The organism is Tessaracoccus flavus (assembly GCF_001997295.1).
GTDB classification, from domain to species: domain Bacteria; phylum Actinomycetota; class Actinomycetes; order Propionibacteriales; family Propionibacteriaceae; genus Arachnia; species Arachnia flava.
In genome coordinates this window covers 2,330,579-2,354,009 of sequence record NZ_CP019605.1, presented here as the reverse complement: position 1 = coordinate 2,354,009, position 23,431 = coordinate 2,330,579, and the positions used below count along the sequence as shown (strand labels likewise).

General features: G+C 68.1%; 22 protein-coding genes and 1 tRNA gene. 10 read left to right on the top strand and 13 right to left on the bottom strand.

Annotation, left to right across the window (positions count from 1 at the left end; all coding sequences use genetic code 11):
• Positions 1 to 81 precede the first annotated feature (81 nt).
• Positions 82 to 2,781, top strand: coding sequence for an MGH1-like glycoside hydrolase domain-containing protein (locus RPIT_RS10915; RefSeq protein WP_077343149.1), 2,700 nt, complete (start codon positions 82 to 84; stop codon positions 2,779 to 2,781).
• A 51-nt stretch (positions 2,782 to 2,832) separates the two neighbouring features.
• On the opposite strand, the gene RPIT_RS10910 is transcribed toward RPIT_RS10915, so the two are convergent.
• Together RPIT_RS10910 and RPIT_RS10905 are read right to left on the bottom strand one after the other, a co-directional pair.
• Entirely contained in the window at positions 2,833 to 3,312 is a 480-nt protein-coding gene (locus RPIT_RS10910; protein WP_077343147.1) for a flavin reductase family protein, read from the bottom strand.
• 22 nt (positions 3,313 to 3,334) lie between these two features.
• Entirely contained in the window at positions 3,335 to 4,753 is a 1,419-nt protein-coding gene (locus tag RPIT_RS10905) for a uracil-xanthine permease family protein (RefSeq protein WP_077343145.1), read from the bottom strand.
• A gap of 132 nt (positions 4,754 to 4,885) precedes the next feature.
• Here RPIT_RS10905 and RPIT_RS10900 point away from each other — a divergent pair, with 132 nt between their 5' ends.
• On the top strand, positions 4,886 to 5,980 hold the full coding sequence (locus RPIT_RS10900; protein WP_162274544.1) for an FAD-dependent oxidoreductase: 1,095 nt from the start codon (positions 4,886 to 4,888) through the stop codon (positions 5,978 to 5,980).
• A gap of 274 nt (positions 5,981 to 6,254) precedes the next feature.
• Here RPIT_RS10900 and RPIT_RS15970 read toward each other — a convergent pair whose 3' ends face one another.
• Both RPIT_RS15970 and RPIT_RS15795 read right to left on the bottom strand, forming a co-directional pair.
• Positions 6,255 to 7,745 carry a putative Ig domain-containing protein gene (locus RPIT_RS15970; protein WP_077343141.1) on the bottom strand — a complete coding sequence of 497 codons (1,491 nt, stop codon included), beginning with the start codon at positions 7,743 to 7,745 and terminating at the stop codon, positions 6,255 to 6,257.
• A 43-nt stretch (positions 7,746 to 7,788) separates the two neighbouring features.
• Positions 7,789 to 7,941: a hypothetical protein gene (locus tag RPIT_RS15795; RefSeq protein ID WP_218121536.1), complete on the bottom strand. Its 153-nt coding sequence runs from the start codon at positions 7,939 to 7,941 to the stop codon at positions 7,789 to 7,791.
• Between RPIT_RS15795 and RPIT_RS10890 the strand changes: the two genes are divergently transcribed.
• Entirely contained in the window at positions 7,913 to 8,080 is a 168-nt protein-coding gene (locus RPIT_RS10890; RefSeq protein ID WP_218121537.1) for a hypothetical protein, read from the top strand. The two genes, RPIT_RS15795 and RPIT_RS10890, sit on opposite strands and share 29 nt — an antisense overlap.
• Before the next feature lie 2 nt (positions 8,081 to 8,082).
• Here RPIT_RS10890 and RPIT_RS10885 read toward each other — a convergent pair whose 3' ends face one another.
• The 4 genes from RPIT_RS10885 to RPIT_RS10870 form a co-directional block, all read right to left on the bottom strand.
• Positions 8,083 to 8,841 (bottom strand): ABC transporter ATP-binding protein, encoded by a 759-nt coding sequence (locus RPIT_RS10885; RefSeq protein WP_077343139.1) that lies wholly within the window; start codon positions 8,839 to 8,841, stop codon positions 8,083 to 8,085.
• Positions 8,842 to 8,849: 8 nt separating this feature from the next.
• Positions 8,850 to 11,198: an ABC transporter permease gene (locus RPIT_RS10880; protein ID WP_077343137.1), complete on the bottom strand. Its 2,349-nt coding sequence runs from the start codon at positions 11,196 to 11,198 to the stop codon at positions 8,850 to 8,852.
• 38 nt (positions 11,199 to 11,236) lie between these two features.
• Positions 11,237 to 11,968, bottom strand: a complete 732-nt coding sequence (locus RPIT_RS10875; protein ID WP_162274543.1) for a glycoside hydrolase N-terminal domain-containing protein — start codon at positions 11,966 to 11,968, stop codon at positions 11,237 to 11,239.
• A 243-nt stretch (positions 11,969 to 12,211) separates the two neighbouring features.
• On the bottom strand, positions 12,212 to 13,684 hold the full coding sequence (locus RPIT_RS10870) for a dolichyl-phosphate-mannose--protein mannosyltransferase (RefSeq protein ID WP_077344309.1): 1,473 nt from the start codon (positions 13,682 to 13,684) through the stop codon (positions 12,212 to 12,214).
• A 156-nt stretch (positions 13,685 to 13,840) separates the two neighbouring features.
• On the opposite strand from RPIT_RS10870, the gene rsmI reads away from it, so the two are divergent.
• Genes rsmI through RPIT_RS10845 form a run of 5 tightly spaced genes read left to right on the top strand, consistent with a single transcriptional unit; the run spans position 13,841 to position 17,822 of the window.
• Positions 13,841 to 14,680 carry a 16S rRNA (cytidine(1402)-2'-O)-methyltransferase gene (gene rsmI, locus RPIT_RS10865; protein ID WP_077343133.1) on the top strand — a complete coding sequence of 280 codons (840 nt, stop codon included), beginning with the start codon at positions 13,841 to 13,843 and terminating at the stop codon, positions 14,678 to 14,680.
• The gene (locus tag RPIT_RS10860) at positions 14,677 to 15,537 is read left to right on the top strand and encodes a TatD family hydrolase (RefSeq protein ID WP_077343131.1); all 861 of its coding nucleotides are present in this window, start codon (positions 14,677 to 14,679) and stop codon (positions 15,535 to 15,537) included. The genes rsmI and RPIT_RS10860 overlap by 4 nt, the downstream gene beginning before the upstream one ends.
• Positions 15,530 to 16,381 carry a 16S rRNA (adenine(1518)-N(6)/adenine(1519)-N(6))-dimethyltransferase RsmA gene (gene rsmA / locus RPIT_RS10855; RefSeq protein ID WP_077343129.1) on the top strand — a complete coding sequence of 284 codons (852 nt, stop codon included), beginning with the start codon at positions 15,530 to 15,532 and terminating at the stop codon, positions 16,379 to 16,381. Before RPIT_RS10860 ends, rsmA begins: the two co-directional genes overlap by 8 nt.
• A gap of 47 nt (positions 16,382 to 16,428) precedes the next feature.
• Complete coding sequence (locus RPIT_RS10850) at positions 16,429 to 17,328, top strand: 4-(cytidine 5'-diphospho)-2-C-methyl-D-erythritol kinase (RefSeq protein WP_077343127.1); 900 nt, start codon at positions 16,429 to 16,431, stop codon at positions 17,326 to 17,328.
• On the top strand, positions 17,328 to 17,822 hold the full coding sequence (locus tag RPIT_RS10845; protein WP_077343125.1) for a MarR family winged helix-turn-helix transcriptional regulator: 495 nt from the start codon (positions 17,328 to 17,330) through the stop codon (positions 17,820 to 17,822). Before RPIT_RS10850 ends, RPIT_RS10845 begins: the two co-directional genes overlap by 1 nt.
• Before the next feature lie 602 nt (positions 17,823 to 18,424).
• On the opposite strand, the gene RPIT_RS10840 is transcribed toward RPIT_RS10845, so the two are convergent.
• From RPIT_RS10840 to RPIT_RS10830, 3 genes are all read right to left on the bottom strand, one after another.
• Entirely contained in the window at positions 18,425 to 19,432 is a 1,008-nt protein-coding gene (locus tag RPIT_RS10840; protein ID WP_077343123.1) for a hypothetical protein, read from the bottom strand.
• A gap of 100 nt (positions 19,433 to 19,532) precedes the next feature.
• Positions 19,533 to 20,165 (bottom strand): TetR/AcrR family transcriptional regulator, encoded by a 633-nt coding sequence (locus RPIT_RS10835; RefSeq protein WP_418361384.1) that lies wholly within the window; start codon positions 20,163 to 20,165, stop codon positions 19,533 to 19,535.
• 115 nt (positions 20,166 to 20,280) lie between these two features.
• Complete coding sequence (locus RPIT_RS10830) at positions 20,281 to 20,844, bottom strand: DNA-3-methyladenine glycosylase I (protein WP_077343119.1); 564 nt, start codon at positions 20,842 to 20,844, stop codon at positions 20,281 to 20,283.
• A 241-nt stretch (positions 20,845 to 21,085) separates the two neighbouring features.
• On the opposite strand from RPIT_RS10830, the gene RPIT_RS15045 reads away from it, so the two are divergent.
• Positions 21,086 to 21,164, top strand: a tRNA-Gln gene (locus RPIT_RS15045).
• A 24-nt stretch (positions 21,165 to 21,188) separates the two neighbouring features.
• On the opposite strand, the gene RPIT_RS10825 is transcribed toward RPIT_RS15045, so the two are convergent.
• Complete coding sequence (locus RPIT_RS10825; protein ID WP_169835157.1) at positions 21,189 to 21,581, bottom strand: MmcQ/YjbR family DNA-binding protein; 393 nt, start codon at positions 21,579 to 21,581, stop codon at positions 21,189 to 21,191.
• Positions 21,582 to 21,658: 77 nt separating this feature from the next.
• Between RPIT_RS10825 and RPIT_RS10820 the strand changes: the two genes are divergently transcribed.
• Positions 21,659 to 22,000 (top strand): cupin domain-containing protein, encoded by a 342-nt coding sequence (locus RPIT_RS10820; protein WP_077343115.1) that lies wholly within the window; start codon positions 21,659 to 21,661, stop codon positions 21,998 to 22,000.
• Here the strand turns inward: RPIT_RS10820 and RPIT_RS10815 are convergent.
• Positions 21,912 to 23,324, bottom strand: coding sequence for a 13E12 repeat family protein (locus RPIT_RS10815; RefSeq protein ID WP_077343113.1), 1,413 nt, complete (start codon positions 23,322 to 23,324; stop codon positions 21,912 to 21,914). The genes RPIT_RS10820 and RPIT_RS10815 overlap by 89 nt on opposite strands.
• Between the last annotated feature and the right edge of the window lie 107 nt (positions 23,325 to 23,431).

Below are 23,431 nucleotides of genomic sequence, written 5' to 3'. Positions count from 1 at the left end.
GGCTTCGCTCAGGACGGTTTTGTTCATCCGGGCCGTCGTCTTCCGGCACCTCCTGCATTGGCCCACTGACACAATGGCGGCATGGTTTCGCGATACAGCCCGGGTCAGACCGCAGAGCACGAGCGGCTCGCCGCAGCCACCGACGATCACGCCCCCTGGCGGCTCTGGGGACCGTACGTGTCCGGCCGACAATGGGGCACCGTCCGGGAGGACTACTCTGCCGACGGCAACGCGTGGGACTTCTTCCCCTTCGACCACTCGCATCGACGCGCCTACCGCTGGGGCGAGGACGGCATCGCGGGGATCTGCGACCGCTACGGCTTCCTCAACCTGGCACCCGCCTTCTGGAACGGTGACGACGACCGCCTGAAGGAGCGCCTCTTCGGGCTGACGAACGCGCAGGGCAACCACGGCGAGGACACCAAGGAACTGTGGTGGCACGTCGACGCCACGCCCACCCACTCCTATGGGGAGTACCTCTACCGCTACCCGCAGCGGGCCTTCCCGTACCGGCAACTCGTCGACGAGGGAAGCGCCCAGCCTAAGGAGGCCCGCGAGTACAAGCTCGTCGACACCGGGGTCCTGGACGAGGACCGGTTCTTCGACATCACCGTCGTCCACGCCAAGGACTCACCGGATGACATCGTCGTCGAGTTTCACGTGGTCAATCACGGCCCCGAGGCCGCACCCATCGACGTGCTGGGCCAGTGGTGGTTCCGCAACACGTGGTCGTGGGGGCGCGACGAGCGACGACCGGTCATCACTCGCGGCCGGGCCGCTGGCCGGGACTGCCTGACCGCCAAGCACGAATGGCTGGGCACCTACCATCTCGTGGCTGAGGACGGCCCGGCCGGAGCGCCCAGGTTCCTCCTCTGCGACAACGAGACCAACGCCGAGCGCGTCTTCGGGAGTGACTCGGGCACCCCGCAGCCCGCGCACCCGAAGGATGCGATCGACGACGCCGTCGTCCACGGCGACGAGTCGGGGCTCGCCGACGACAAGGGCACCAAGGCCGCTGTGTGGTGGCACTTGGACGCAGTGCAGCCCGGTGAAGAAGTGGTCCTCCGGCTCCGGATGATGGGCGACGCGTCCGCGTCGCGGATCCGGAACCCATTCGCGGCGGCCTGCGAGGTGGTGGCGGACCGGAAGGCCGACGCCGACGCCTTCTACGGCGTCGTCATCCCCGAGAAGGCCTCTGCGGAGGACACGTTCATCGCCCGCCGCGCCTTCGCGGGCCTGCTGTGGTGCAAGCAGCTCTACCGGTACTCGGTGCGCGACTGGCTCGAGGGAGATCCGAACGAGCCTGCCCCGCCAGCCGAGCGGCTCGAGCCGGAGCCTGACGGGCGCAACACCTACTGGCGGCACTTGGCGCTGGCCGACATCATCTCCATGCCCGACGAGTGGGAGTACCCGTGGTTCGCCTCGTGGGACCTCGCCTTCCACTGCGTCGCGTTGGCCCGTATCGATCCCTGGTTCGCCAAGGAGCAGCTGGTGCTCATGTGCCGTGAGTGGTGCATGCATCCGTCCGGGCAGCTGGCCGCGTACGAGTGGAAGTTCAGCGACGTCAACCCTCCGGTGCTGGCCTGGGCCGCCCGGGTGGTGTTCTTCGCCGACGGCGCGTGGGACCGGGCGTTCCTCGTCCGCGTCTTCACGAAGCTCCTGCTCAACTTCGGCTGGTGGGTCAACAGGAAGGACGAGAATGGCTCGGGCCTGTTCGAGGGCGGATTCCTCGGCCTCGACAACGTCACGGTGTTCGACCGCTCGGCACCCCTGCCGGAGGGGCAGATCCTCGAGCAGTCCGATGCCACCAGCTGGATGGCGTTCTACTGCCTGTCGATGCTGAAGATCGCCGTCGAACTGGCGCGCGACGACGACGGCTGGGGCGACATCGCGACGAAGTTTTTCGAGCACTTCCTCGAGATCGCCGAGGCCATGGACGCGTTCGGCAACCCGGCGGCGGCGCTGTGGGACGAGGAGGACGGCTTCTACTACGACGTCCTGGTCGACAACGGTGTGCCGGCGCCTGTGAGGGTCCGGTCGCTCGTGGGGCTCCTGCCGCTGCTGGGTGTGATGAACCTGCCCGACGACATCTCGGACCAGTTGCCCGACCTCAAGCGGCACACGGCATGGCTGCGCGATCGTCGGCCGGAGGTGACCGAGCCCATCATGCAGCGTCACGACGGGGTCACCACGCTGTCGGTGGTCACGCGCGACCGGCTGCGGAGGCTGATCCAGCGGATCCTCGATGAGGGAGAGTTCCTCAGCCCACACGGGATCAGGTCGCTCTCGGCGGCGTACCGGTCAGAGATCACGGTGGAATTGCCTGGGCACGGGAAGCTGCCGATCGACTACCAGCCCGCGGAGAGCCGCGACTACCTGTTCGGCGGCAACTCGAACTGGCGCGGACCGGTGTGGTTCCCGATCAACACTCTTCTGGTGCATGCGCTGGCCACGTACGGGCGCGGGATCGCGAAGGATGAGACGTTCGAGTTCCCGACCGGGTCCGGGAAGTGGCTAACGCTGGAGGCGATCACGCACGAGTTGCGGCAGCGGCTGATCTCGCTGTTCCGGGTCGGCCCCGACGGGCGCCGCCCGAGCGATCCGATCCACATGCCGACTGGACCGCTGTGGCAGGCCCACCCGACCTTCAGCGAGTACTTCAACGGCGACACCGGTGCCGGCCTCGGCGCCGCGCATCAGACGGGGTGGACGGCAATGGTGGCCGACCTCATCTGCGCTGAAGACGGCGACGATCCGGTGCGCGGCGACGCCATGAGCTGAGGGGCGTGCCGTGGGCTTCGCTGGATCGGGCCCGTTCCTGGGGCGAACAGGTCAGGTGGCTGGCCCGACGTCGCGGAAGGTGCGCAGGTGGTAGCCGAGGGAGTGGTCGCCGGCCGTGGCGGCGTCGTCGACGTGGGCGAGGATGACGGTGTGGTCCCCGCCCGGGAGTAGCTGGAGTTGCTCGCAGCGCAGCCACGCCACGGCGCCGTCGATCCGCGGGAGGCCGTGGTCGTCGTGCCAGGCCAGCCCGGCGAAGCGGTCGGGAAGGTCCCGGCGGGCGAAGCGGATCGCGATCTCCTCCTGCCCGGCCGCGAGGATGTTGATGCCGATCCGACCGGCGTCGCGCACGCGGCCGATCATGCCGCCCCTGTTGTCGAGCGCCAGGAACGCCATGGGCGGCGCGATGGAGAGCGACGCGAACGCCGACACGGTCGTGCCGATCGGTACCCCGTCCACCATCGTCGTGATCACCGTCACGGGCGCGGGCACGCGCGCCATGGCGTCACGGAAGGTCAGTTGCAGCTCGTCCACGCGGCCAACCGTAGCGCGGGACTCAGAGCCGGGGTGTGGCGTCCTCGTCCGTGTAGATGCCCGGCGCGTCGTAGATGATCGAGGCGCCGTCGGCCTGCTCCCGCATGGTCCTCGGTGCGATGATGCGCGCCAGGTGGTAGACGCCGATCGTCACGATCGTCCCGAGAGCGATACCGCCCAGTTCGAAGTCGCCGCCCAGCGGCACGGACACGTTGCCGATGCCGATGATGATGCCGGCGGAGGCGGGGATGAGGTTGAGCGGGTTGCCGAAGTCGACGTTGTTCTCTTTCCAGATCTTCGCGCCGAGCAGGCCGATCATGCCGTAGAGGACCACCGTGATGCCGCCGAGGACCGCCGACGGGGTGGCGGAGATGACCGCGCCGAACTTGGGGGAGAAGCCGAACAGGATGGCGACGACGGCGGCGACGACGTAGGCGGCGGTGGAGTAGACGCGAGAAGCAGCCATGACGCCGATGTTCTCGGCGTAGGTGGTGGTGGGCCCGGCGCCGACGAGCGTCGCCACCATGGACCCGGCGCCGTCGGCCGCGATGGCGCGCCCCATGAGCGGGTCGAGATCGTCCTTCGTCATCTCGGCGACGGCCTTCACGTGGCCCGTGTTCTCAGCGATCAGCGCGATCACCACCGGCATCGCGACGATGATGGCGCCTAGCGAGAACTGGGGAAGGTGGAAGCCGACGACGTTGTCGGTGGCCCCGTAGGTCCAGTTCGCGAGGTCAGTCAGGGGAGGGAAGCCGATCCAGTCCGCGGCTGCGACGTTCGACCAGTCGACGCGGGGGCGCGCCCCGTCCGCGGTCTGGAGCGGCCCCATCACCACGTCGGCCGCCCAGCTGAGCACGTAGCCAACGACGAGGGACAGGAAGATCGCGATGCGGCCCCAGAAGCCGCGCAGCCCGATCGACAGGCCGACGACGATGAGCATGACGAGGAACGCTAGCCACGGGTCCACCGGCCAGTATTCGCTCGCCACGACCGGGGCGAGGTTGAAACCGATCAGCATGACGACGGCGCCCGTCACCACCGGTGGGAGCGCACGATGGATGACCCGTGCCCCGGCGAAGTGGATGATGAGTCCGGCCATGAACAGCAGCAGGCCGACGACGAACAACGCGCCGGTCAGCGTCGCAGGGTTACCGCCTGCGGTGTAGACGGCAGTCGCGACGCCGACGAACGACGCGGACGAACCGAGGTAGCTCGGCACCCGGTGCTTGACGACGAAGAGGAACAGCAGCGTCGCAACGCCCGACATCATGACTGCCAGCTGCGGGTTGAGGCCCATCAGGAGCGGGAACACGAACGTCGCGCCGAACATGGCCACGACGTGCTGGGCACCGAGACCGACGGTCCGACCCCACGTCAGCCGCTCTGTCGGTGTCACCACCGCGTCCGGCAAGAGAACTCCGTTGTTGTGCAACTTCCACATGGGGTGTGTCCTTCCGTCTGCGGAATGCTACTGCCCGGGGCCCCCGGCTCCACGGTCGGGGCCTCGCATGAACAACTGAACTGAGGCGCGGGGCTCCCTCGGGGCGGGATGCGACGGCGTTATGGTGGGAGCATGGCGCATGACGTGGTGGTACTCGGGGCTACTGTTGCCGGGCTGACGGCGTCTCGGCGCCTCGCCGCCGAGGGCTACGACGTCGTGGTCCTCGACCCCAACCTCGAGCTGCGCAGCGCCGCGATCGGCCATGGCGTCGCCGCGATCGGGCACGCGTCGACAGTCGCCAACATGGCCCATGCGTATGGACTTGAGGCGGCCCGGGAGCATGTCCGGCGCAACATCGCCGCGCTGCAGGAGATCCGGACGACCCTGCCCGATCACGACACCCACACGCTCCGGGATCAGTCCCTGCCTGGCGGCGACGAGCGCGAGACGCAGGAGATCGCAGCGCTGTACAGATCGCAGGGCACGCAGGCCTCCGTCGCCGGGGGTCCGCGGGACGCCACGCTGATCACCGAGGCCACCTGCGTCGACCCTGCCGAGTACGCCTCAGCGCTCCGGACCGCCGCCGTGGGCGAGGGTGTCCAGGTGGTCCACGGTGTCACGGTGACGCACCTCAAACGGAAGGAAGGCGTGACGCGCGTCGGCTTCCGCAACAACCTCGCGTGGGCGCGAGAGCTGGGCTCCATCACTGGCGCCGCCGTCATCGACACCCTGGGCGTGAGCCCGTGGGGACGCGTGGCGCGGGTCGGCCCTGCGCAGTGGGTGCCGGTGGTCCGGTGTGTGCCGGGCGTTCCGGTCACCGACGTGCGCCTTCATGCCACCGGCCCCGCCTGGATGGTCCGTCCAACGACGGAAGGCGCTCTGGTCCTGGGGCAGAAGACCTCGCTGTCAGCGATCGACGAGTCGACCATCGAGCTTGAGCAGTGGGCCGCAGAGGCGCTCGGCGCCGAGTGGATGGAGACGGGCCGGCTCGCGATCGATCCGAGTGATCACGGCCGTCCGGTGGTCGGGGCCTCGGCGATCCCCGGCGGCTTCTACGCGCGGGGTAACGGTCGCGGGGAGCTGATGAACGGAACGGCTAGCGGGTACTACCTGGCCACCCTCCTTCTGGGCGACGACGCCGCCCCCGGCAACGCGCTCCCGCCGCTGAGCCGGATGCGCGCCTACGGTTCGCGTCTGCGCCGCGCCTCCCACCGCCCCGCGGAGTGACACCACTTCTCGCCCCCTGAGCTTGTCGCTTCCTGTTCCCTGAGCTTGTCGCTTCCTGGTCCCTGAGCTGTCGAAGGGTTACGGCCCCGATCCCTACCGCCGCCCCGACCACAGGGCGGCGAGCAACCACCGGCCGTAACCCTTCGACAAGCTCAGGGACCAATTGCGACGGATGGGCTGCTCCCAAAGCGAGCCGGCCCTGCTCAGGGAACGTGAAGGGCCCCGCCGAACTGGGGGATTCGGCGGGGCCCACACCTGTTTTACACGGCGTGTCTCACCAGGGGCGGAACATCACCATGTTGTTGAACACCCACTCGTTCGACTGGCTGAACGTGTACCCGCCACCCGGCTTCGCGTGCGCCGCGTACACCGTCGTCAACCGGTACGTCCGGCACGCATTCGCACCAGTCGCGGCCGTGTCACACTCCGTGCGCCACTGAGCATTATCGGTGCCCAGGAAGTAGCCAGGCGTGCCCAGCGGGTTCGACGCCCACTGCGCCCGGGTCATGTACGGCAGGTAGGTGAGGTTGTTGAACGCCCACCCCCGCTCGATGACGAAGCCGGTGTCGGTCTTCTTCACCACCGACGCCCAGATGTCGGTGCGGCACCGCTGGGTCTGCGAGTACGGCTCACACGTGGTCAGCCACTGCCGCCCGTTGACGAAATGCACACCGGGCTTGGTGTACGGCGCGGTCGGCACGAACTCGTACGCAGTCGCGGCGATCGTGAACCGCACCGTCGTCGACGCCGTGTTCCCGGCGGCATCGGTGACCGTGACGGTCGCCGTCGACACACCGTGCCCGGTCGGGGTACCCGAGATGACACCGGTGGACGGGTTGATCGACACCCCTGCCGGCAGCCCCGTCGCGGAGTAGGTCAACGGCAGCGACTCGTCACTAGCCTCAAAAGTCACCGACAGCGCGGTGCCCTGCTTCCCCGTCACCGGACCAACAGCCGCGATCGCCGGGGCAGTGGTGTCGACCACCGGCGCCTCGGCCACCGTCATGGTGAACGACGTCGAATCCGACCCGGCCTCGTTCGTGGCCGTCACCGTCACCGACGACGACCCAGCCGCTTCCGGCTCACCACTGATCACACCAGACGCCGGATCAATCGCGACACCGGCAGGAAGCCCCGACGCGGAGAACACGATCGGTGCCGTCCCGGTGGCCGACGCCTGCACCGACACGGTCTCACCGACCTCGACCGACACATCGGCCAGGTCCGCGATCACCGGCGCAGTCGCCGGCGCCGCTGTCACCTCCGCCGACGCCGACGCCGACAGGTCACCCTGAGACACCGTCACCGTCACCTGACCCGCAGCAGGAAGCGTCAACTCCGTCGCCACGAAACCGAACCCGTCGGCAACGGCCGTCACCGACTCACCGCCAGCCTCGACCGTCACCTCCCCGGGGGCGAACCCGCCGCCGGTGACCAGCACCGACCCGCCGACCGGGACCGACGACGGCGACACCCACACCCGCGGCTCCACCGCCGGATCATCGAGCAACGCCGGGGCCTCGGCGGCAGCGCCGCGCACCTGCAGCTCAGCGATGTGCGCCCACGCCTGACCACCCACGGCCGACAACGACGTCAACTTCACAAACCGCGTGGTCACCGGCTCATCGAACACAACCGTCTTCGGGTTCGTGTTCGTCGACTCGAACTGACCGGTAGCGACCTCTACGTACGTCGCATCGGACGGCTCGAGGAACGCCCGCTGCAACAGCCGGGCTCGTCGGCCTCGGCCGGCGCACTGCAGCACGTCATCACCGGAGCCGGCGCACTGGCCCGCCTGGGTGAGGTGGTCACGAGCCCTCGGGGGCGGTCTTCATCTGGGCTTCGACCAGGTCGAGCAGGCCGGTCAGGTCGAGCCCAGCGGGATCCTTGACCACCCGCTCGGTGGTCAGTTCCCCCCATTGCAGTGGGGCGATGAACGAGACGCTGGCCCAGATCGGCATCCACCACCCCGCCCTGCGTGAACGCGCCCTGACGATCGGTGAGCGCCTGGAAGTGCTCAAGGACTACCCGACCCCACCCAACTGCACCTCGCCGTTCGCCCCGACCTGGATCACCGAGATGGTGGCCCGGCAGGGGTGAGCTCAGATCCTGAGTTCGCGCACGCGCCTGGTCACCAGGTCGACGCGGGTTTCCTCATCGTCAGCATCGAGCAACAGTTCATCGGTGACCTGGCCGTCGACCATGAACACCACCCGATGGGCGCGCGCGGCAACCCGCACGTCGTGGGTGACGACCAGCAGGGTGGTTCCCTCGGCGTTCAGGTCACTGAGCAGGTCCATGATCTCACCGGCCGCGGTGCTGTTCAGTGCGCCGGTCGGCTCGTCACCGAAGATGATGCGTGGCCGACGCATCAGTGCCCGGCAGATGCCCGCGCGCTGCAACTGGCCACCCGAGACCTGAGAGGTCATCCGGTCGCGCAGTTCCCAGATGCCGGCCCGGGTCATCAACTCCTCAGCCCGCGCCCGGCGTTCGGCCGGGGTGCCCACCTTGTCCAGTGCACTGGTCAGAACGATGTTGTCCAGCAGGGGCAGGTCCTTGAGCAGGGTCGGCTGTTGGAAGACGAAGCCCATCAATTCGCGTCTGGCATCAGCCAGTCCGTCGCCGTCCAGGGTGGTCAACTCGGTGCCGGCCAGGTGGACGTCCCCGGCATCAACCGGGTCCATGCCCGACACGGCGTACAGCAGGGTCGACTTGCCTGAGCCCGAGGGGCCCATCACAGCCACGAATTCGCCTTCGGTGATGTGCAGGTCGACGCCGTGCAGCACCTCGATGTTCGAGCCGTCGATGGGGAAGCTCTTGCGGACTCCGGTCGCGGACAGCAGTGCGGTGGGGGTGGACATGGGCGTTCTCATTCCTTGATCGTCTGCGAGATGGAGTACTTGTCACTGGGCCGGGTGCTGACCAGGGTCGCGATGACCACGGCAGCCACCAGCGCCAGCGGTGAGGCGAGGTAGGCCAACCACGGGTTGGCGACCAGGTGCAGTTGCGACAGGCCGATGCTGGACAGCATCAGGCCCGCCAGCGTCCCACCCAAGGTGTTGGCCAGGACCACGCCCAGGACGATGCCGACCACCAGGACGGCCAGTGATCGCACCACGTACTGGCGATGCACGTCGCTGTTGCGAAAGCCGAGGGCCTTCATGGCCGCGATGGAGAACCCGTCGCGCACCATCAGCATCCGCATGAACAGGGCGGTGATCAGCACCGCCACCAGCACGCCGACGACGAAGGAGACCGCTGCCACCCCCTGCAGCGCCGAGATGGTGCCGCCCAGGGTGGCGTTGACGTAGACGCTGACCGAACTGACCTTCACGTCGGGATGGGCTTGGGTGTAGGCGGCGATGGTCGCAGTCTGGTCGGTGCCCTCGATGAAGTCGGCGAACAGGATGTTCCACATCACGTCGGCGCTGGTGTGGGCGCGCAGCATCTTGGCGGTCTGGCCGCCGTTGGTGAGGTCCTGGTAGATGCCGGTCACCGTCAGCACCACTTGCTGGGGAGCCCCGTTGGCTGCTCGCACCGGGGTCAGGGTGACCTGGCTGCCAAGGCTCGCGCCCAGCGCCGCGGCTTGGAGTGCCGACAGGCCCAGGTCGGCATCGCTTTCGGGTGCTCGTCCGGACAGGTAGGTGACCGGGAATGCGGCCAGGTCACCCGACTCGACCTTGACGGTGACCCGGCCACCATCGGCGCCGGTGGAGGTGTACGAGGCGGTGGTGAGGAGCGTGTGTCTGCTCACCTGTGGGTCAATGGCCAGTTGCTGGTCGACCTCGCGCACCCGATCGAGGCCGGCCGACTGCGGGACGTCGATGCGCATGTCGCTGACCCCGGCGCCCATGTAGGTGATGAAGTCGGGCCGGGTGACCGTCGTGTGCAGGTTCTGTGGCACCACCAGGATGAAGGCGGCCAGGGTGTAGATCACCAGCGGCAGCACGTACAACCCCGGACGACGCAGCACGTCGCCGAGCCCGAGCAGGTCATTGGTGTTGAATCGGCCCGCGCCGATCGAGAGCCAGCGTGGCGCCCGGCGCACAGGCTTCTGGCTCGCCGATCCGGTACGGATCGCCTGCACTGGCGAGACCTTGGCCAAACGGCGCAAGGTGCGTCGCACGGCCAGGGCGATGACGAGCACGATGACCGCGCTGAGCACCAGACTGGTCAGCAGGGACTGGACCGTCCGGCCGGCTGGGCCCATGTACAACTCGATGTCTCGCAGCAGCACCCGGCTGAGCCCCAACGAGGCAAGGAACCCGATGCCGGCGCCGGCCGCCGCCATCACCAGGTAGCGCCGTGAGTACATCCGCGACAGGTCGCGGTGGCGCACCCCGAGGGCCTTGAGCACGCCGATCTCGCGATAGTCCTGCTCGATGGTGGTCATCAGGGTGAAGCGGACGCACAGGAAGGCGATCGCCACCAGCAGCAGCGTCACCGTGGCCACGACCGCGGCGGTGATCCCCGAGGACAACGAGTTGATCAGCGCGAACAGCGTCCAGGTAATGGTCGGACCGTTCGCCTCCAGGCCGGCCTCCCGGTACTGGGTGTCGAAGCTGGAGACATCGGCAGGGTTGTCGAGGCGGAACTCAATCAGGTACTCGATGGAGCCCGCCTCACCGAGGGCCAGCGCCAGGGCATCGAAGTCGGGCTGGGAAACCAGCAGTCGCTTGGACGAGGCATAGCTGGCGTTCATCTGGGAGTCGCGCAGGAAGCCGGCCACCCGCAGCGTGATCGGCTCCCCGGGGCCCGAGACGGTGACCGTCTGGTTGACGCCGAGGTCAAGTGACTGCTGGTAGAACAGCGGCAGCCAGACGGTGCCCGGCTCCGGATCGATGACCTGCCCGTCGGTGTCGAGCAGGAAGTCAAACTTCGTGTTCTGGGTGACGAAGCTGTTGTCCTGCAGTCCGGCGGCGAGGTTCGTGTCGGTGCCGTCGTCGCCGGTGACCCGGATCGCTGCCCCGTCCACGTTCAGCATCGGAGCAGCGATCCACTGCTCGACATGCGGGTTGTTCTCGGCGAAGTCGCGAAGTCGATCATGGTCGACCTGACCGGCATGCATCTGGAGCAGGTGTGGGGTGCGGGCCTGTCGCATCAATGAGGCGGTGGCGCCATTGGCGGTGATCATCAGCGTGCCGGCGGCGCTGGCGAGCATGGCCGAGAGAGCCACGAAAGCGACCAGGATCACCGCCGTCGTCCGACTGCGACGCATTGCGTTGCGTGTGAGAGTGCTCAATTGAGATGACCTGGTCACTTCGCCTCCTGGGCTGCCACCCTGAGGCTACGCAGACGGCCGACCACCCACATCGGGGGGGTCCTGATCTGGCCCCCAGCCGCACCCCGAGCCGACCCCGGCATTGGCCGCAATGCTCCGCTCACGATGACGTTGTCCGGGTAGGAGGCGAAGTACTCGCGGGTGAACGTGGTCTGCCCGACGGTGTAGGTCACCTTGGCGATCGAGTTGTCGATGTCGAGCGAGCGCTCGTACCCGGTCGCGGTGCCAGCGCCGTTGTCGAACGCGAACTGAAGGCGGCCGAACGACTGGTAGGAGCCGTAGCCGAGCTTCGGCTGTCCCAGCAGGTTGGCGACCGCACCGGCCGTCATCGAGCCGTTCTCGTTGATCGTGTCGCGCACCTGCTCGAGGTTGGCCCTGCGCTGTTCGATCTCGCTCTCGGGGTAGTTACCGTACCGGTAGCCGTCGACGCCCGGGCCGCCGGTCCACAGCGTCTTCTCGTTGAGGAACACCTCGTCGTTGGTGACCTGGCCGAAGATGGACGCGCCCAGCGCCCCGTTGCCAATGGGGAGGGCCTGCTCCTGCCAGCGGTTGAGCGGTGCCGGCGCGGTGTAGCGCAGCACGAGCGCGTCTTGTTCGGTCTGCGGCGCGGCGGCGGCCTGCGGCGCCATCAGGCCGGTCACCACCGCCGTCGACGCGATCAGCGCGGCCGACAGGCCAGCGACCAACGATTTCGTAATTCTGGACATCCTTGACCAACCTGCATCGAAGTGACAGGTTCGCCTGCCATCCTCGCGCGGATCACTCGGGGAGCCCACAGCTAGGGCGAAAACGCGCAGTCCGACTGGTCGGACCGGGTTGCTGGGAGCGGGAGGAGTTGAGCAAGTGAGAAGGGTCAACGTCGCGACACGCCGGGATAACAGTGTTTGCTTAGCGCGACCCATCTCATTTGCTCAACTCCCCGCTGCCCAGCCCGCGAAGAGGGAGCGGGCCTAAATCCAGGCGTTGCCCAGCCACATGCGCAGCATCCAGGCGGGCTTGGTGAGGAGGTCGGCGGTCAGGATCGGGTAGATGAACGCGAAGTTGAGGATGATGAGGGCCAGGACGATGCCCACCGCCATTGCTCGGAGCCGTCTGCGCGGATGTCCGACGGGCCCCAAGATTTTGCCCAGCGCCATGGCCAGCACCGTGGCGCTGAACGGGATGATCATGATCGCGTAGAAGAAGAACAGCGGACGGTCCGCGTAGCGGAACCAGGGCAGATACGTCGAGGCGATGCCGAGCAGGGGCACACCGAACCGCCAGTCCCGGCCCAGGATCCACCACACCACAGCCGCAGCGATGGCCGCCGCCGCGAACCACCACAGCAACGGAGTGCCCATGGCCGAGATGATCCGCAGACATGTGGTGCCGACGGCGTCGCAGCCGTCCGTGCCGGGCTCGATGCCGTTGACCGCCTCGATGCCGATCGGCCGGATCATGAAGAGCCACCCGGCGGGGTGCGCCTCGTAGGGGTGGGTGGCCTCCTGCATCATCTTCTCGCCGGTGTGGAAGTTGTACGCCTCGTGGTGGTAGTGCCAGAGCGCCCCCAGCGCGGCGCCGACCCGTTGCACGACGGGATCGTCTGGATTCTCGACGCCCCACTGGCGGTAGTAGCCGCCGTCGGTGGTCAACCAGCGGAACCATGAGGCGATGTAGACGGGGACGGCGACCACCACCAGTTGCACGAAGGCGGCGGGGGCGTCGATGGCGAGCGACCACCACTGCTTCCGCCCGGCCCCGGCGAGGCGCCGAGCCCCCAGGTCCCAGAAGACGACGAGGATGCCAAACGCGGCGACCATGAAGATCGAGTTCCACTTCACTGCGCAGGACGCACCGAACAGTACCCCGGCAAGTACCCTCCACGGCCGCCACAGGAGCAGCGGGCCGAAGCGTCCACCGAGGTCCGGCTCGCCGATCGAGCGGAGATGGTCGGCGAGCTTGTGCCTGAACCAGTCCCGATCGGCGACCAGCGCCGAGACAGCCGCGACGGCGAAGGTCGCCTGGAAGACGTCGAGCAGCGCGAGCCGGCTCATCACGAACGCCAACCCGTCGAAGGTGAGGATCAGGCCGGCCATCGCGCCGACGAGCGTGGACCGCGACAGCCGACGAGCCAACCGGATCGTAAAGAAGACCAGGAGGGTGCCGAAGACCACGGCGGAGATGCGCCACCCGAACGGGGTCATCCCGAAGCCCCACTCGCCGAGCGCGATGAGCATCTTCCCCAGCGGGGGATGGACCACATAGGAGGGCGCGTCCAGGAAGCCCGACAGGTCGCCCTCCGCGATCTGCGCATTGGCGTCCTCGCCCCATTTCCGCTCGTAGCCGGAGTGGAGGATGCCCCACGCCTCCTTGGCGTAGTACGTCTCGTCGAAGAGGATCTTGGCCGGATACCCGACGTTCCACACCCGCAGCGCGAACGCCATGAGGGTTATCGCGATCGTCACCACCCACCCGACCGTGCGGTCACGGAGGCGGCCGTCGTCGAGCGCGTGGAGGGTCGTCAGCACAAGGGGCAGTCTAGACGGCAGTGTCGCTCACGCCTCGCGGTGCGGCTCGCCGGCGCGCACTAGGCTGACCGCATGCACTGCGGAGCCCTGATCCTCGCTGGCACCCCCATCGGGTCGTCCACGGACGCGAGCACCACGCTCCGAGAGACCCTCAGCTCCGCCGACGTCATCGCTGCCGAGGACACGAGGAAGTTCCTGACGCTCACCCGCCGGCTCGGCGTGGAGACGACGGCGAAGGTCGTCAGCTATTTCGAGGGCAACGAGGCCTCCCGCACTCCCGAGCTGGTGCGGGCGATCGACGAGGGCCAGCGCGTCGTGCTCGTGACCGACGCCGGCATGCCGTCGGTCAGCGACCCCGGCTACCGCCTCGTCGTCGCCTGCGTCGAGGCGGGGCTCCGCGTGACCGCCGTGCCGGGCCCGTCGGCGGTCCTCACCGCGCTGGCCGTCTCGGGGCTCCCGGTCGACCGGTTCTGTTTCGAGGGGTTCCTGCCCCGGAAGTCGGGAGAGCGCCGACGCCGCCTGGCCGCCCTCGCCAGGGAGGAGCGGACCATGGTGTTCTTCGAGGCCCCGCACCGGCTGGCCGACTTCCTCACCGACGCCGCCGCGGAGCTCGGAGCCGACCGCCGCGGGGCCGTCTGCCGCGAACTGACCAAGCCGTACGAGGAGGTGGTCCGCGACGGGCTGGCCGACCTCGCCGCGTGGGCCGCTGATGGTGTGCGCGGGGAGGTGACGGTGGTCGTCGAGGGTGCGCCGCCGTCGTCGACGAGCCCGGACGAGGCGCTGGCGCTGGTGCGCGACGCCATCGCGGGGGGCGCGAAGCTCTCCGCGGCGGTGGCGGACGTGGCCGCGGTGACGGGCGCCAACCGCAAGCAGCTGTACGCTGCGGCACTGGCGGACAAGGAGAAGAAGTGAATCTGCCCGACGGCCTGCCCCGGCTGCCCGATCCGTTGCCCCGACCGGTCATCGACAACCACACCCACCTCACGTCGACCCTCGAGTACTCGGGTCTCGACGTCGGCGCCTCCATCGAACTCGCTGCCTCGGTCGGGGTGACGAGGATCATCGAGGTGGGCTGCGACGTCGCCTCGGCACGCGCGGCCGTCGAGATCGCCAGCGCGCATCCGTCGGTGGCGGTGGCCGTCGCGCTCCACCCCAACGACGCGGCGCGCGCCTACCTCAAGGGTGGGGAGGGCCGCCTGAACTCGGAGCTTGCGGCCATCGAGGAGCTCGTGTCGCATCCCCGCGTCGTCTCGGTGGGGGAGACCGGACTCGACTACTACCGGACCCGCGAACCCGAGGCGAGGGCGGCGCAGGAGAAGGCGTTTCGGCGGCACATCGGGTGGGCGAAGGACCACGGCAAGACGCTCATGATCCACGACCGGGATGCCCACGACGACATCCTCCGCGTGCTCGACTCCGAGGGCGCGCCCGACGGTTTCGTCATGCACTGCTTCTCGGGGGACGCCGACTTCGCGGCGCAGTGCCTGCAGCGTGGCGCCTACCTGTCCTTCCCCGGTGTGGTGACGTTCGGCTCGGCCGACAACCTGCGCGAAGCTGCGCTGGCCACCCCCATGGACCGAATCATGGTGGAGACCGATGCGCCGTATCTGACGCCCAAGCCGGAGCGGGGGCGCCCCAACGCGCCCTACCTCCTGCCGCACACGGTCCGGTTCCTCGCGGACCTCCTCGACGTCGATCTCGCGGAGTTCTGCGACCAGCTCGTGACCAACACGCTGGCCGCCTACGGGGAGTGGGGCTCCGATGCCTGAGCTGGGGCTGCTCGATCCGAACTCGGTTCGGCGCATCGCCGCCGAACTGGACCTCAAGCCGACGAAGCAGCGGGGCCAGAACTTCGTCGTCGACCCCAACACTGTGCGGCGCATCGTCGCCCTGTCGGGGGTCGGGGCGTCGGACGTGGTGCTGGAGATCGGGCCCGGGCTGGGCTCGCTGACACTGGGACTGCTGGAGACCGGGGCCGAGGTGGTCGCCGTCGAGATCGAGGAGCGGCTGGCCGAGCGGCTTGAGCGGACGGTGCAGGATCGGATGGGCGAGGAGGCTGCTGGTCGGCTCCGCGTCGTCGCCGCCGACGCGCTGCGCGTCGAGGAGTTGCCGGGCGGCGCCCCGACGGCGCTGGTGGCGAACCTGCCGTACAACGTGTCAGTGCCAGTGCTGCTGCGCATGCTGGAGCTCTACCCCGGATGGCAGACAGGCCTGGTCATGGTGCAGTTGGAGGTGGCCGACCGTCTCGTCGCCCCTCCCGGCAGCAAGGTCTACGGTGTGCCGAGCGCGAAGACCGCCTGGTACGCCCAGACAGCGCGGGTGGGGACGGTGCCGCCCAAGGTGTTCTGGCCGGTGCCCAACGTCGACTCCGGGCTGGTCCGCATTGACCGGCGCGACCCTCCGGCCACGAGCGCGTCCCGGGAGGCCACGTTCGCGGTGATCGACGCGGCGTTCTCGCAGCGGCGCAAGATGCTGCGTGCGGCGCTGGGCGGACTGTTCGGCTCGGCCGCGGCGGCCGCAGAGGCCATCACCGCAGCCGGTGTGGATCCGACGCTGAGGGGCGAGATGCTGGACGTGGCGGGGTTCGCGTCGATCGCCGAACAGCTCACCTGAGGATCGGCGTCGCGCCGCACCCCGCCGTCGTGCGGTAGGTTCGGGGCGTGACGAACTCCGTCCGGGTCCGGGTGCCCGCGAAGGTGAACCTCGCCCTGCGGGTCGGTGGGACCGACGAGCAGGGTTTCCACGAGTTGGGCACCGTTTTCCAAGCCGTCTCTCTGGGCGACGAGGTGCGCGCAACCACCGCCCTGCCCGGGCAGTTCCGCCTCAGTTTTCTGGGGGAGGGGGCCGCGTTCCTCCCCACCGACGACGGCAACCTGGCGATCCGGGCGGCCAAGCTTCTGGCGCGGCACTTCGAACGCACTGACGTCGGTGTCAGCATGGTCATCCGCAAGCGGATCCCCGTGGCAGGCGGCATGGCGGGCGGTTCCGCCGACGCCGCGGCAGTGCTCGTCGCCTGCAACGCGCTGTGGGATCTCGGCGCCACCCGCTCCCAGCTGCACGACCTGGCAGCGGCGCTCGGGTCCGACGTACCATTCCTCCTCATGGGCGGCACCGCGATCGGCACGGGACGCGGCGTCGACCTCACCCCCGTGCTCACCGACGGGACCTACCACTGGACCTTCGCCCTGTCCCACGCGGGGCTCTCGACTCCAGCGGTGTTCAAGGAGTTCGACCGCATCAGCGCCCCCCGGCCCACCGAGATCCCGGCAGAGCTGCTGGAGGGCCTGCGCGTCGGGGACGCCCACAAAGTGGGGGCCGCGCTCATCAACGACCTCGAGGAGGCCGCCATCTCGCTGCAGCCGACCCTTGCCCACACCCTCAAGATCGGACTGGAGGCCGGTGCGCTGGGCGCGATCGTGAGTGGCTCGGGGCCGACGTGCGCCTTCCTGGCCGGGTCCGACGGCCATGCGGCTGAGCTGGCCGAGGCGCTCGGTGTCTTCAGCGGTGTTCGGGCGGTGCGGCGCGCCCATGGGCCTGTCGCCGGGGCGCAGGTGTTGTGATGGCCGACGAGGTTGACCACGTCGTCAGTGCGTGGGGACGCGAACGGGCTGACCTGGCGCTGGGGCCCATGCACGTGTGGTCGCGCATCAGCCGACTCTCCGCCGTCCTGGACGGCCACCGCAAGCGGGCGTTCAGCGAACACGGGATCGAGGGATGGGAGTTCGACGTGCTCGCGGCCCTTCGCCGCGCCGGTGCTCCCTACCAGCTCTCGCCCGGCCAGCTCCTTCGCGAGACGCACGTCACCTCCGGCACGATGACCAATCGCGTGGACCGCCTCGTGGCACGGGGTGCCGTCACGCGCGACCCCGACCCGGCCGATGGCAGGGGAGTGTTGGTCTCGCTGACCGACGCCGGGCTCGCGCTCGTCGACGCGGCCCTCGCCACGCTGGTGGAGGTGGAGGAGTCTCTGCTAGACGGCTGGCCGGACGAGGAGCGGGAGCAGTTGGCTGACTTCCTCCGCCGCCTACTGACCGCCACAACCGCCGGCCCCTGAGCTTGTCGATCTGGTCCCTGAGCTTGTCGATCTGGTCCCTGAGCTTGTCGAAGGGTTACGACCGTGGCGTGGTCGCCGCCCTCACTCAGTGGCGGTCGCCTGCTTCACGTCTCCCTGAGTAGGGGCCGTGAGGGACGAACGGCTGCCTGCTTCACGTCTCCCTGAGTAGGGGCCGTGAGGGACGAACGGCCGGGTATCGAAGGGCTCGTGAGATGACCGCTATCCCTGGTCAGCGGGCCTAGGGACATGCCCTTCGATACGGTCGCTCGTGCCTCGCTCCCTACTCAGGGCGACGGTGGAGGACGTCGCTCGTGCCTCGCTCCCTACTCAGGGCGACGGTGGAGGCCGTCGCTCGTGCCTCGCTCCCCATGAGGGAAGGGGGGCACGTCCCGAAAGGTGCCATTCAGAGACATGTACGACCACTATGGTCGCGCGTGTCGCCAAACTGACCCTTTCAGAGTGGGTAGTGAGAAGACCACTTCCAGGTGAGGGCGACGGTCGCTGCCTACCCAGGCGACGGGGCGAGGGCAGTTACCCTTCGACAAGCTCAGGGACCAGGTCGGGCCCCGTTGCCGTAGCAACGGGGCCCGAGGTTGATGAGATCAGCAGCTGTCGTAGCTGACGTCGTCGGCGAAGTTCCAGGCACGGATCTCGACGATGACGTCGGAGTTCACCAAGGCGCGGTCGGGAGCGTAGCTACCACCCGCCCCTGCGGCGCGGAAGAGGAGCTCGCGGCCGCCGTCGCGAACGGAGCCGAAGTACTGCGTCTCGCCGTAGTTGGTCTTGGGGACCACCGTGAACGAGCTGCCGTACAGCGCCTTGATCTGACCGACGGTCATGCCGACCTCTGCGCCGGCGACAGTCTTCGCTCCGGGCTTGGTGAGGCTCACGTACCAGACGCTCGAGTTGCGGTCCCCGTCGCTGGGGTCGATTCCTCGTGTCTTGAGGAAGTTCGACACCCGCCAGCGGGGTTCGCACACGTCGGAGGTGACGTAGTCGGCGTAGCCCAGCAGCCCGAGGTCGCTGAACTTGGTGCCGATCTTCACGGGGCCGAGCCCGTTGAAGTCGAGCCGGGACTGGTCGATCACGTGCGCCGGGATGGTGGTTACCGGTGCGATCGATCCCTGGGCGAAGCGGACGAGGTTGTTGAACACGAACTCGTTCTTGGTGACGTACTTCCCGCCCTCGTAGGCGACGAAGGTCGTCTTGATGTACGACCGGCACGCGCCCGAGCCCGTTGCCGGGGTGTCGCACTCGGTGCGCCATTGGCGACCCTGGGAGGTGAAGGTGCCGGTCTTCGCCAACGGATTGTCCGCCCACTGGCTGCGATGTGACGGCAGGTAGGTGAGGTTGTTGAACGCCCAGCGGTACGCGGTGGTGTAGCTGCCTCCCTGGCGGACGACGGTCTTGGCGTAGATCTCCGTGCGGCAGCGCACGACGTTGGACGAGTACATCTCGCAATCGGTCTTCCAGAGACGACCGTTGACGAGGTGACCCCCGGGAGTGGTGTAGACGTCGGCGTCGGCAGCTCTGGCTGACTGCGTCGTGAGGCCAGTGAAGGCGATGGCTGCTGCCGCTGCGAGGGCGGCGAGACGGGGCGCGAGCTTCATGGTGGTTTCCCTTTCGCTCGGTGACCGGCCACCGTGGCCGATCCCTACCCTCCATACGCCCGGGTTGCGGGAAACGGTTGCGTCGACTTTCGCGCGACTGTTACGCGGAGTCTTCAGTCCGCCTTTTGTCGATGGTCTCGATGACCAACTGCGGGTCGGGTTGCAGGTGGGCCATGCCGTTCCAGGCGAGGTTGATCACGTGCCGCGCCACCACTTCCTTGGGAGGGTCGCGATGGTCCAGCCACTGCTGCCCTGTCTGCGCCACGAGACCGACGAGCGCCTGGGCGTAAAGCCGTGCCAGGGCCGGATCGTGGCCCGTCCGCTGGAACTGCAACCCGAGGAGGTCTTCGACCTGGACGGTGATGTCGTTGAGGATGGACGCGAACGTGCCGGTCGGATGGCCGAGCGACGAGTCGCGCGACAGGATCCTGAAGCCGTCGGGGCACCGGTCGATGTAGTCGAGAAGGGCCATCGCCCCGCGCTCCAGCAACTCCCGGGAACCGGCTTCCGGCGTGGTGAGAGCGGCGCGGATGGCATTGTGCAGCGTCTGGGTCTCGCGGTCGACGACGACAGCGTAGGCCCCTTCCTTGCCGCCGAAGTGCTCGTACACGACAGGCTTGGACACCCCCGCCCGGGCTGCGATCTCCTCGACCGACGTGCCCTCGAAGCCGCGCTCGGCGAACAGCTCCCGGGCGATCCCGATCAACTGCTCTCGGCGCTCCGCAGCAGTCATCCGGGTGCGCGATCGGCGGGCGCGGGCAGGCTGACGTGTGGACACGTCCGTCATTGTGTCACGTTTGTCTTCGAGCACATGGAGGCGCTGCTCCCTCGTTGGTGGGGAGCCGACGTCACGCTTCGGCGAGCCAGCAGCCCTCGACGTGGTCGTCGACGAGCCCCGACGCCTGCATCAGCGCGTACAGCGTCGTCGGACCCACGAAGCGGAATCCTTTCTTCTTCAGCTCCCGGCTGAGCGCCTCGGTCTCCGCAGTGCTGCCGGGCACCTCGTCTGCGTTTGCCGGAGGGCGCTCTCGCGGTGGTGGCGCGTGCTGCGCGATCAGGTCTCCAAGCCGCTCGCCGTCGGAGTGCATGGCCAGCAGCGCCCGGGCGTTGCCGACGGCGGCCAGGATCTTGGCGCGGTTGCGGATGATGCGCGGGTCTCCCATGAGGCGCTCGACGTCGTCGTCCTCGAACCGAGCGACGACGGCCGGTTCGAAACCCTCGAACACCTCACGGAAAGCCTCCCGCTTCCGCAAGACAGTGAGCCAGCTCAGCCCCGCCTGGAAGCCCTCCAGACACAGCCGTTCGAAGAGCTCTCGTTCGTCCGGCGAGTCCCCAAAGGGGCGGCCCCACTCCTCGTCGTGGTAGGCCTCGTACAGTTCGTCGCCCGTCCCGAAGCATCGCGTCCTGGTCATCTTGCCTGCCCTTCGTCGGTGCCAGTGTGCCTGCACTGTCGGTCGCGGCGCCCGGGGTTTCCCAGATGAATGGCACTTCGTGGATAACTCCGAGGCGTGACCTCCGATTCCCGGGGACTGATGCCACTTTCAGCCCGTACTGGGCCGTGACTGGCGGAAGTCTCGGCGCCGCCGCATGGTGAGGCTGAGTGGCCGGTGCTGAGTGGCCGGGCTAGACTCGGGTCTGGCCTTTCGAGGCCGTTCCCCGGTTGGTCTTTCGGTAGGGCCCGCCTGACTTTGAATCAGGATTAGCGAAGTAGGTTCGACTCCTACCCGGGGAGCTGATCAGGGATCGATCGCCCAGATCATCGCGCGTCGAGTTCGGCGATGAGTCGGGCGCTGGCGGTCATCCGGTACGAGGCCTCGATCAGCTCGCTCACTTCTGTCCAGTCAGTCTTGTCGTCCAGGTCGACCCCGATCCAGCCGCTGGGCCCCAGATAGGCCGGCCGGTAGCACCGATCCTCCTCCGTGAGGGACCGGACCTCCTCCTCGTCGGGATGCACCACGAGTGACTGGTCGTGCTGCTCGTAGGCCCCGTCGATCTTGATGGAACCGCCGTAGTAGGCGAAGACCTTCGTGGTGAAGAAGGCCGGGCGGCCGTGGCTGACCTTCTCGGCGGCGCCGGGAAGGGCCAAGGCGGTCTCACGGACCCGATCCAGGATCGGATCCTCGTCGTCGAACATCAACGGGTGTCCCATGGTTCGAGGTTAGGGGCACGCCCGCCCATTCGGGGTCTTCCCTAGTCCCGTAGGCCTGGCCGCCGTAGGCTCACTGCATGGCGAAAACCACCCCAGTCACCGGATCCTCCGCCCACCTGGACCTGGCCGGCGCCCTGCCGGTTGTGCCCGAGTCGACGACATCACGCGTGCTGGTCAACAACGACCTCATGCGAGTGGTCCAGTTCACGTTCGACGCGGGGGAGATGCTGACCGAGCACTCGTCGCCCCGCGCAGTGGTGGTCCAGCTCGTGACCGGGCGGATGCGGTTCACGGTCGACGGCGCCGAGCACACGATGGGGGAGGGCGACATCATCTATCTCGCGCCTGGGGCGTCCCATGCGTTGGTTGCCGAGACCCCGTGTCGTATGACGCTCGTGATGGTGGATACAGCGGTCTGAGCATGCGGGTGCCGCTGGTGGTGACTTCGTAGGCGAACCCGAGGGGGCTGGTCCAGTTGAGCTTTCCGGGGCTGGGTTGTCGGACCCTCCAGGCCTGCGCGGTCTTCGCGCGGTGGGTGCGTCGGGTGAGTGGCGCGAGGTTGCCGATCCTGGTTTGATGACGCTGTCCGGGGGTGAAGGGTTGGGTGTGGTCCAGGTCCAAACCCGCAGCTCGCTTGTGGGAATAGGGGAACACTTCGTGGTCGAGCGTCAGCATCAACGCCTTCCGCAACCTCACCGATGGCACGTAGCGGTCCTCGGCGGGGACCTCGGCCAGGTCGATGACCGGCTGAACGGTGACGGCGACGTCGGGCAGCAGTTGGGCGAGCAGGGCGGTGGTGATGTGGCCCGCCTTGTCGATCCGCGCTGACCCGGTGAGCCGCCCAACGGCGTCGGTGTGGACGTGGACGGCCAACTCCAGTCGAGGCCGGAGGTTCGCCAGTGGGGTGGTGATCGTCCCACACAGCGCTCCGAGGCAATGCGGGTCATGCCGCTGGGCGCCAGGAGCGCTGGGTGCCTGATCCGGGTCGGGGTCGGTGAGCCCTGGCTGGGCGGCCTGCTGGAGCAGTGCCAGCGCATAGGCGGGGTTGGCCAGTACGCCGAGGGCTTTGGCCCGCAACGCGGACTTCGACTGGCCGGGTTGGTGGGCAGCCAGGATGTCCGCCACCCGGTCCACCGCAGCATCCAGGTAGCGGGCGTCCAGCACGTCCAGACAGCCGGTGAGGTTCATGGCACCCTCGTGGAGGCCCCATACGTACACACCCCGCTCGGCCCGGCGGCGTCGTTCCTTGTCGGCCGCACGGGCCGGGTCCGCCTCCACGATCAGCCTCTTCAACAGGTTGAGCGCTGCGGTCCATCCCAGGGCCTCCTGTTTGCCGACCCATTCGTCGGTCACCAGCTCGGCGACGTCAACCGGGAGGTCGGAGCACAGGTCAGCGGCCTTGCACGCTCTGGCGGCTTCAACCTTCAACTGCTGCATGGCCGCAAACAACCGCGGGTGGCGGTGCCTCAGGTTCAGGGCTTCGGCGAGCTTGGAGGCCGCGACGATCGGCGGACACCGTAGCAACCCGGCCAACTCCAACCCGATGAACTCCGACACCGCCGGACTGCCGATACCCCCGACCACCACCCTCCGCTCGGCCAGCACCTCCACGACATCGCTGTAATGGACCTGGTACTGCTCCGCCAAGTCACACATCAATGTGATGGTGTGGGCCTCGGCGAACCGGCGCAACTCGTCCACGGTGCGCAATTGCTCCGCGGTCTGGCGCGCCTCCTGATCCATGTCTTCCACACTAGGACCCACCACTGACAGTTTTTCTTACGTATGTTCGAATGCCGGGTGAGAGGTTCGAATGCGCTCCATCAGCTTTCTCACAGCGTGGTGGCCGT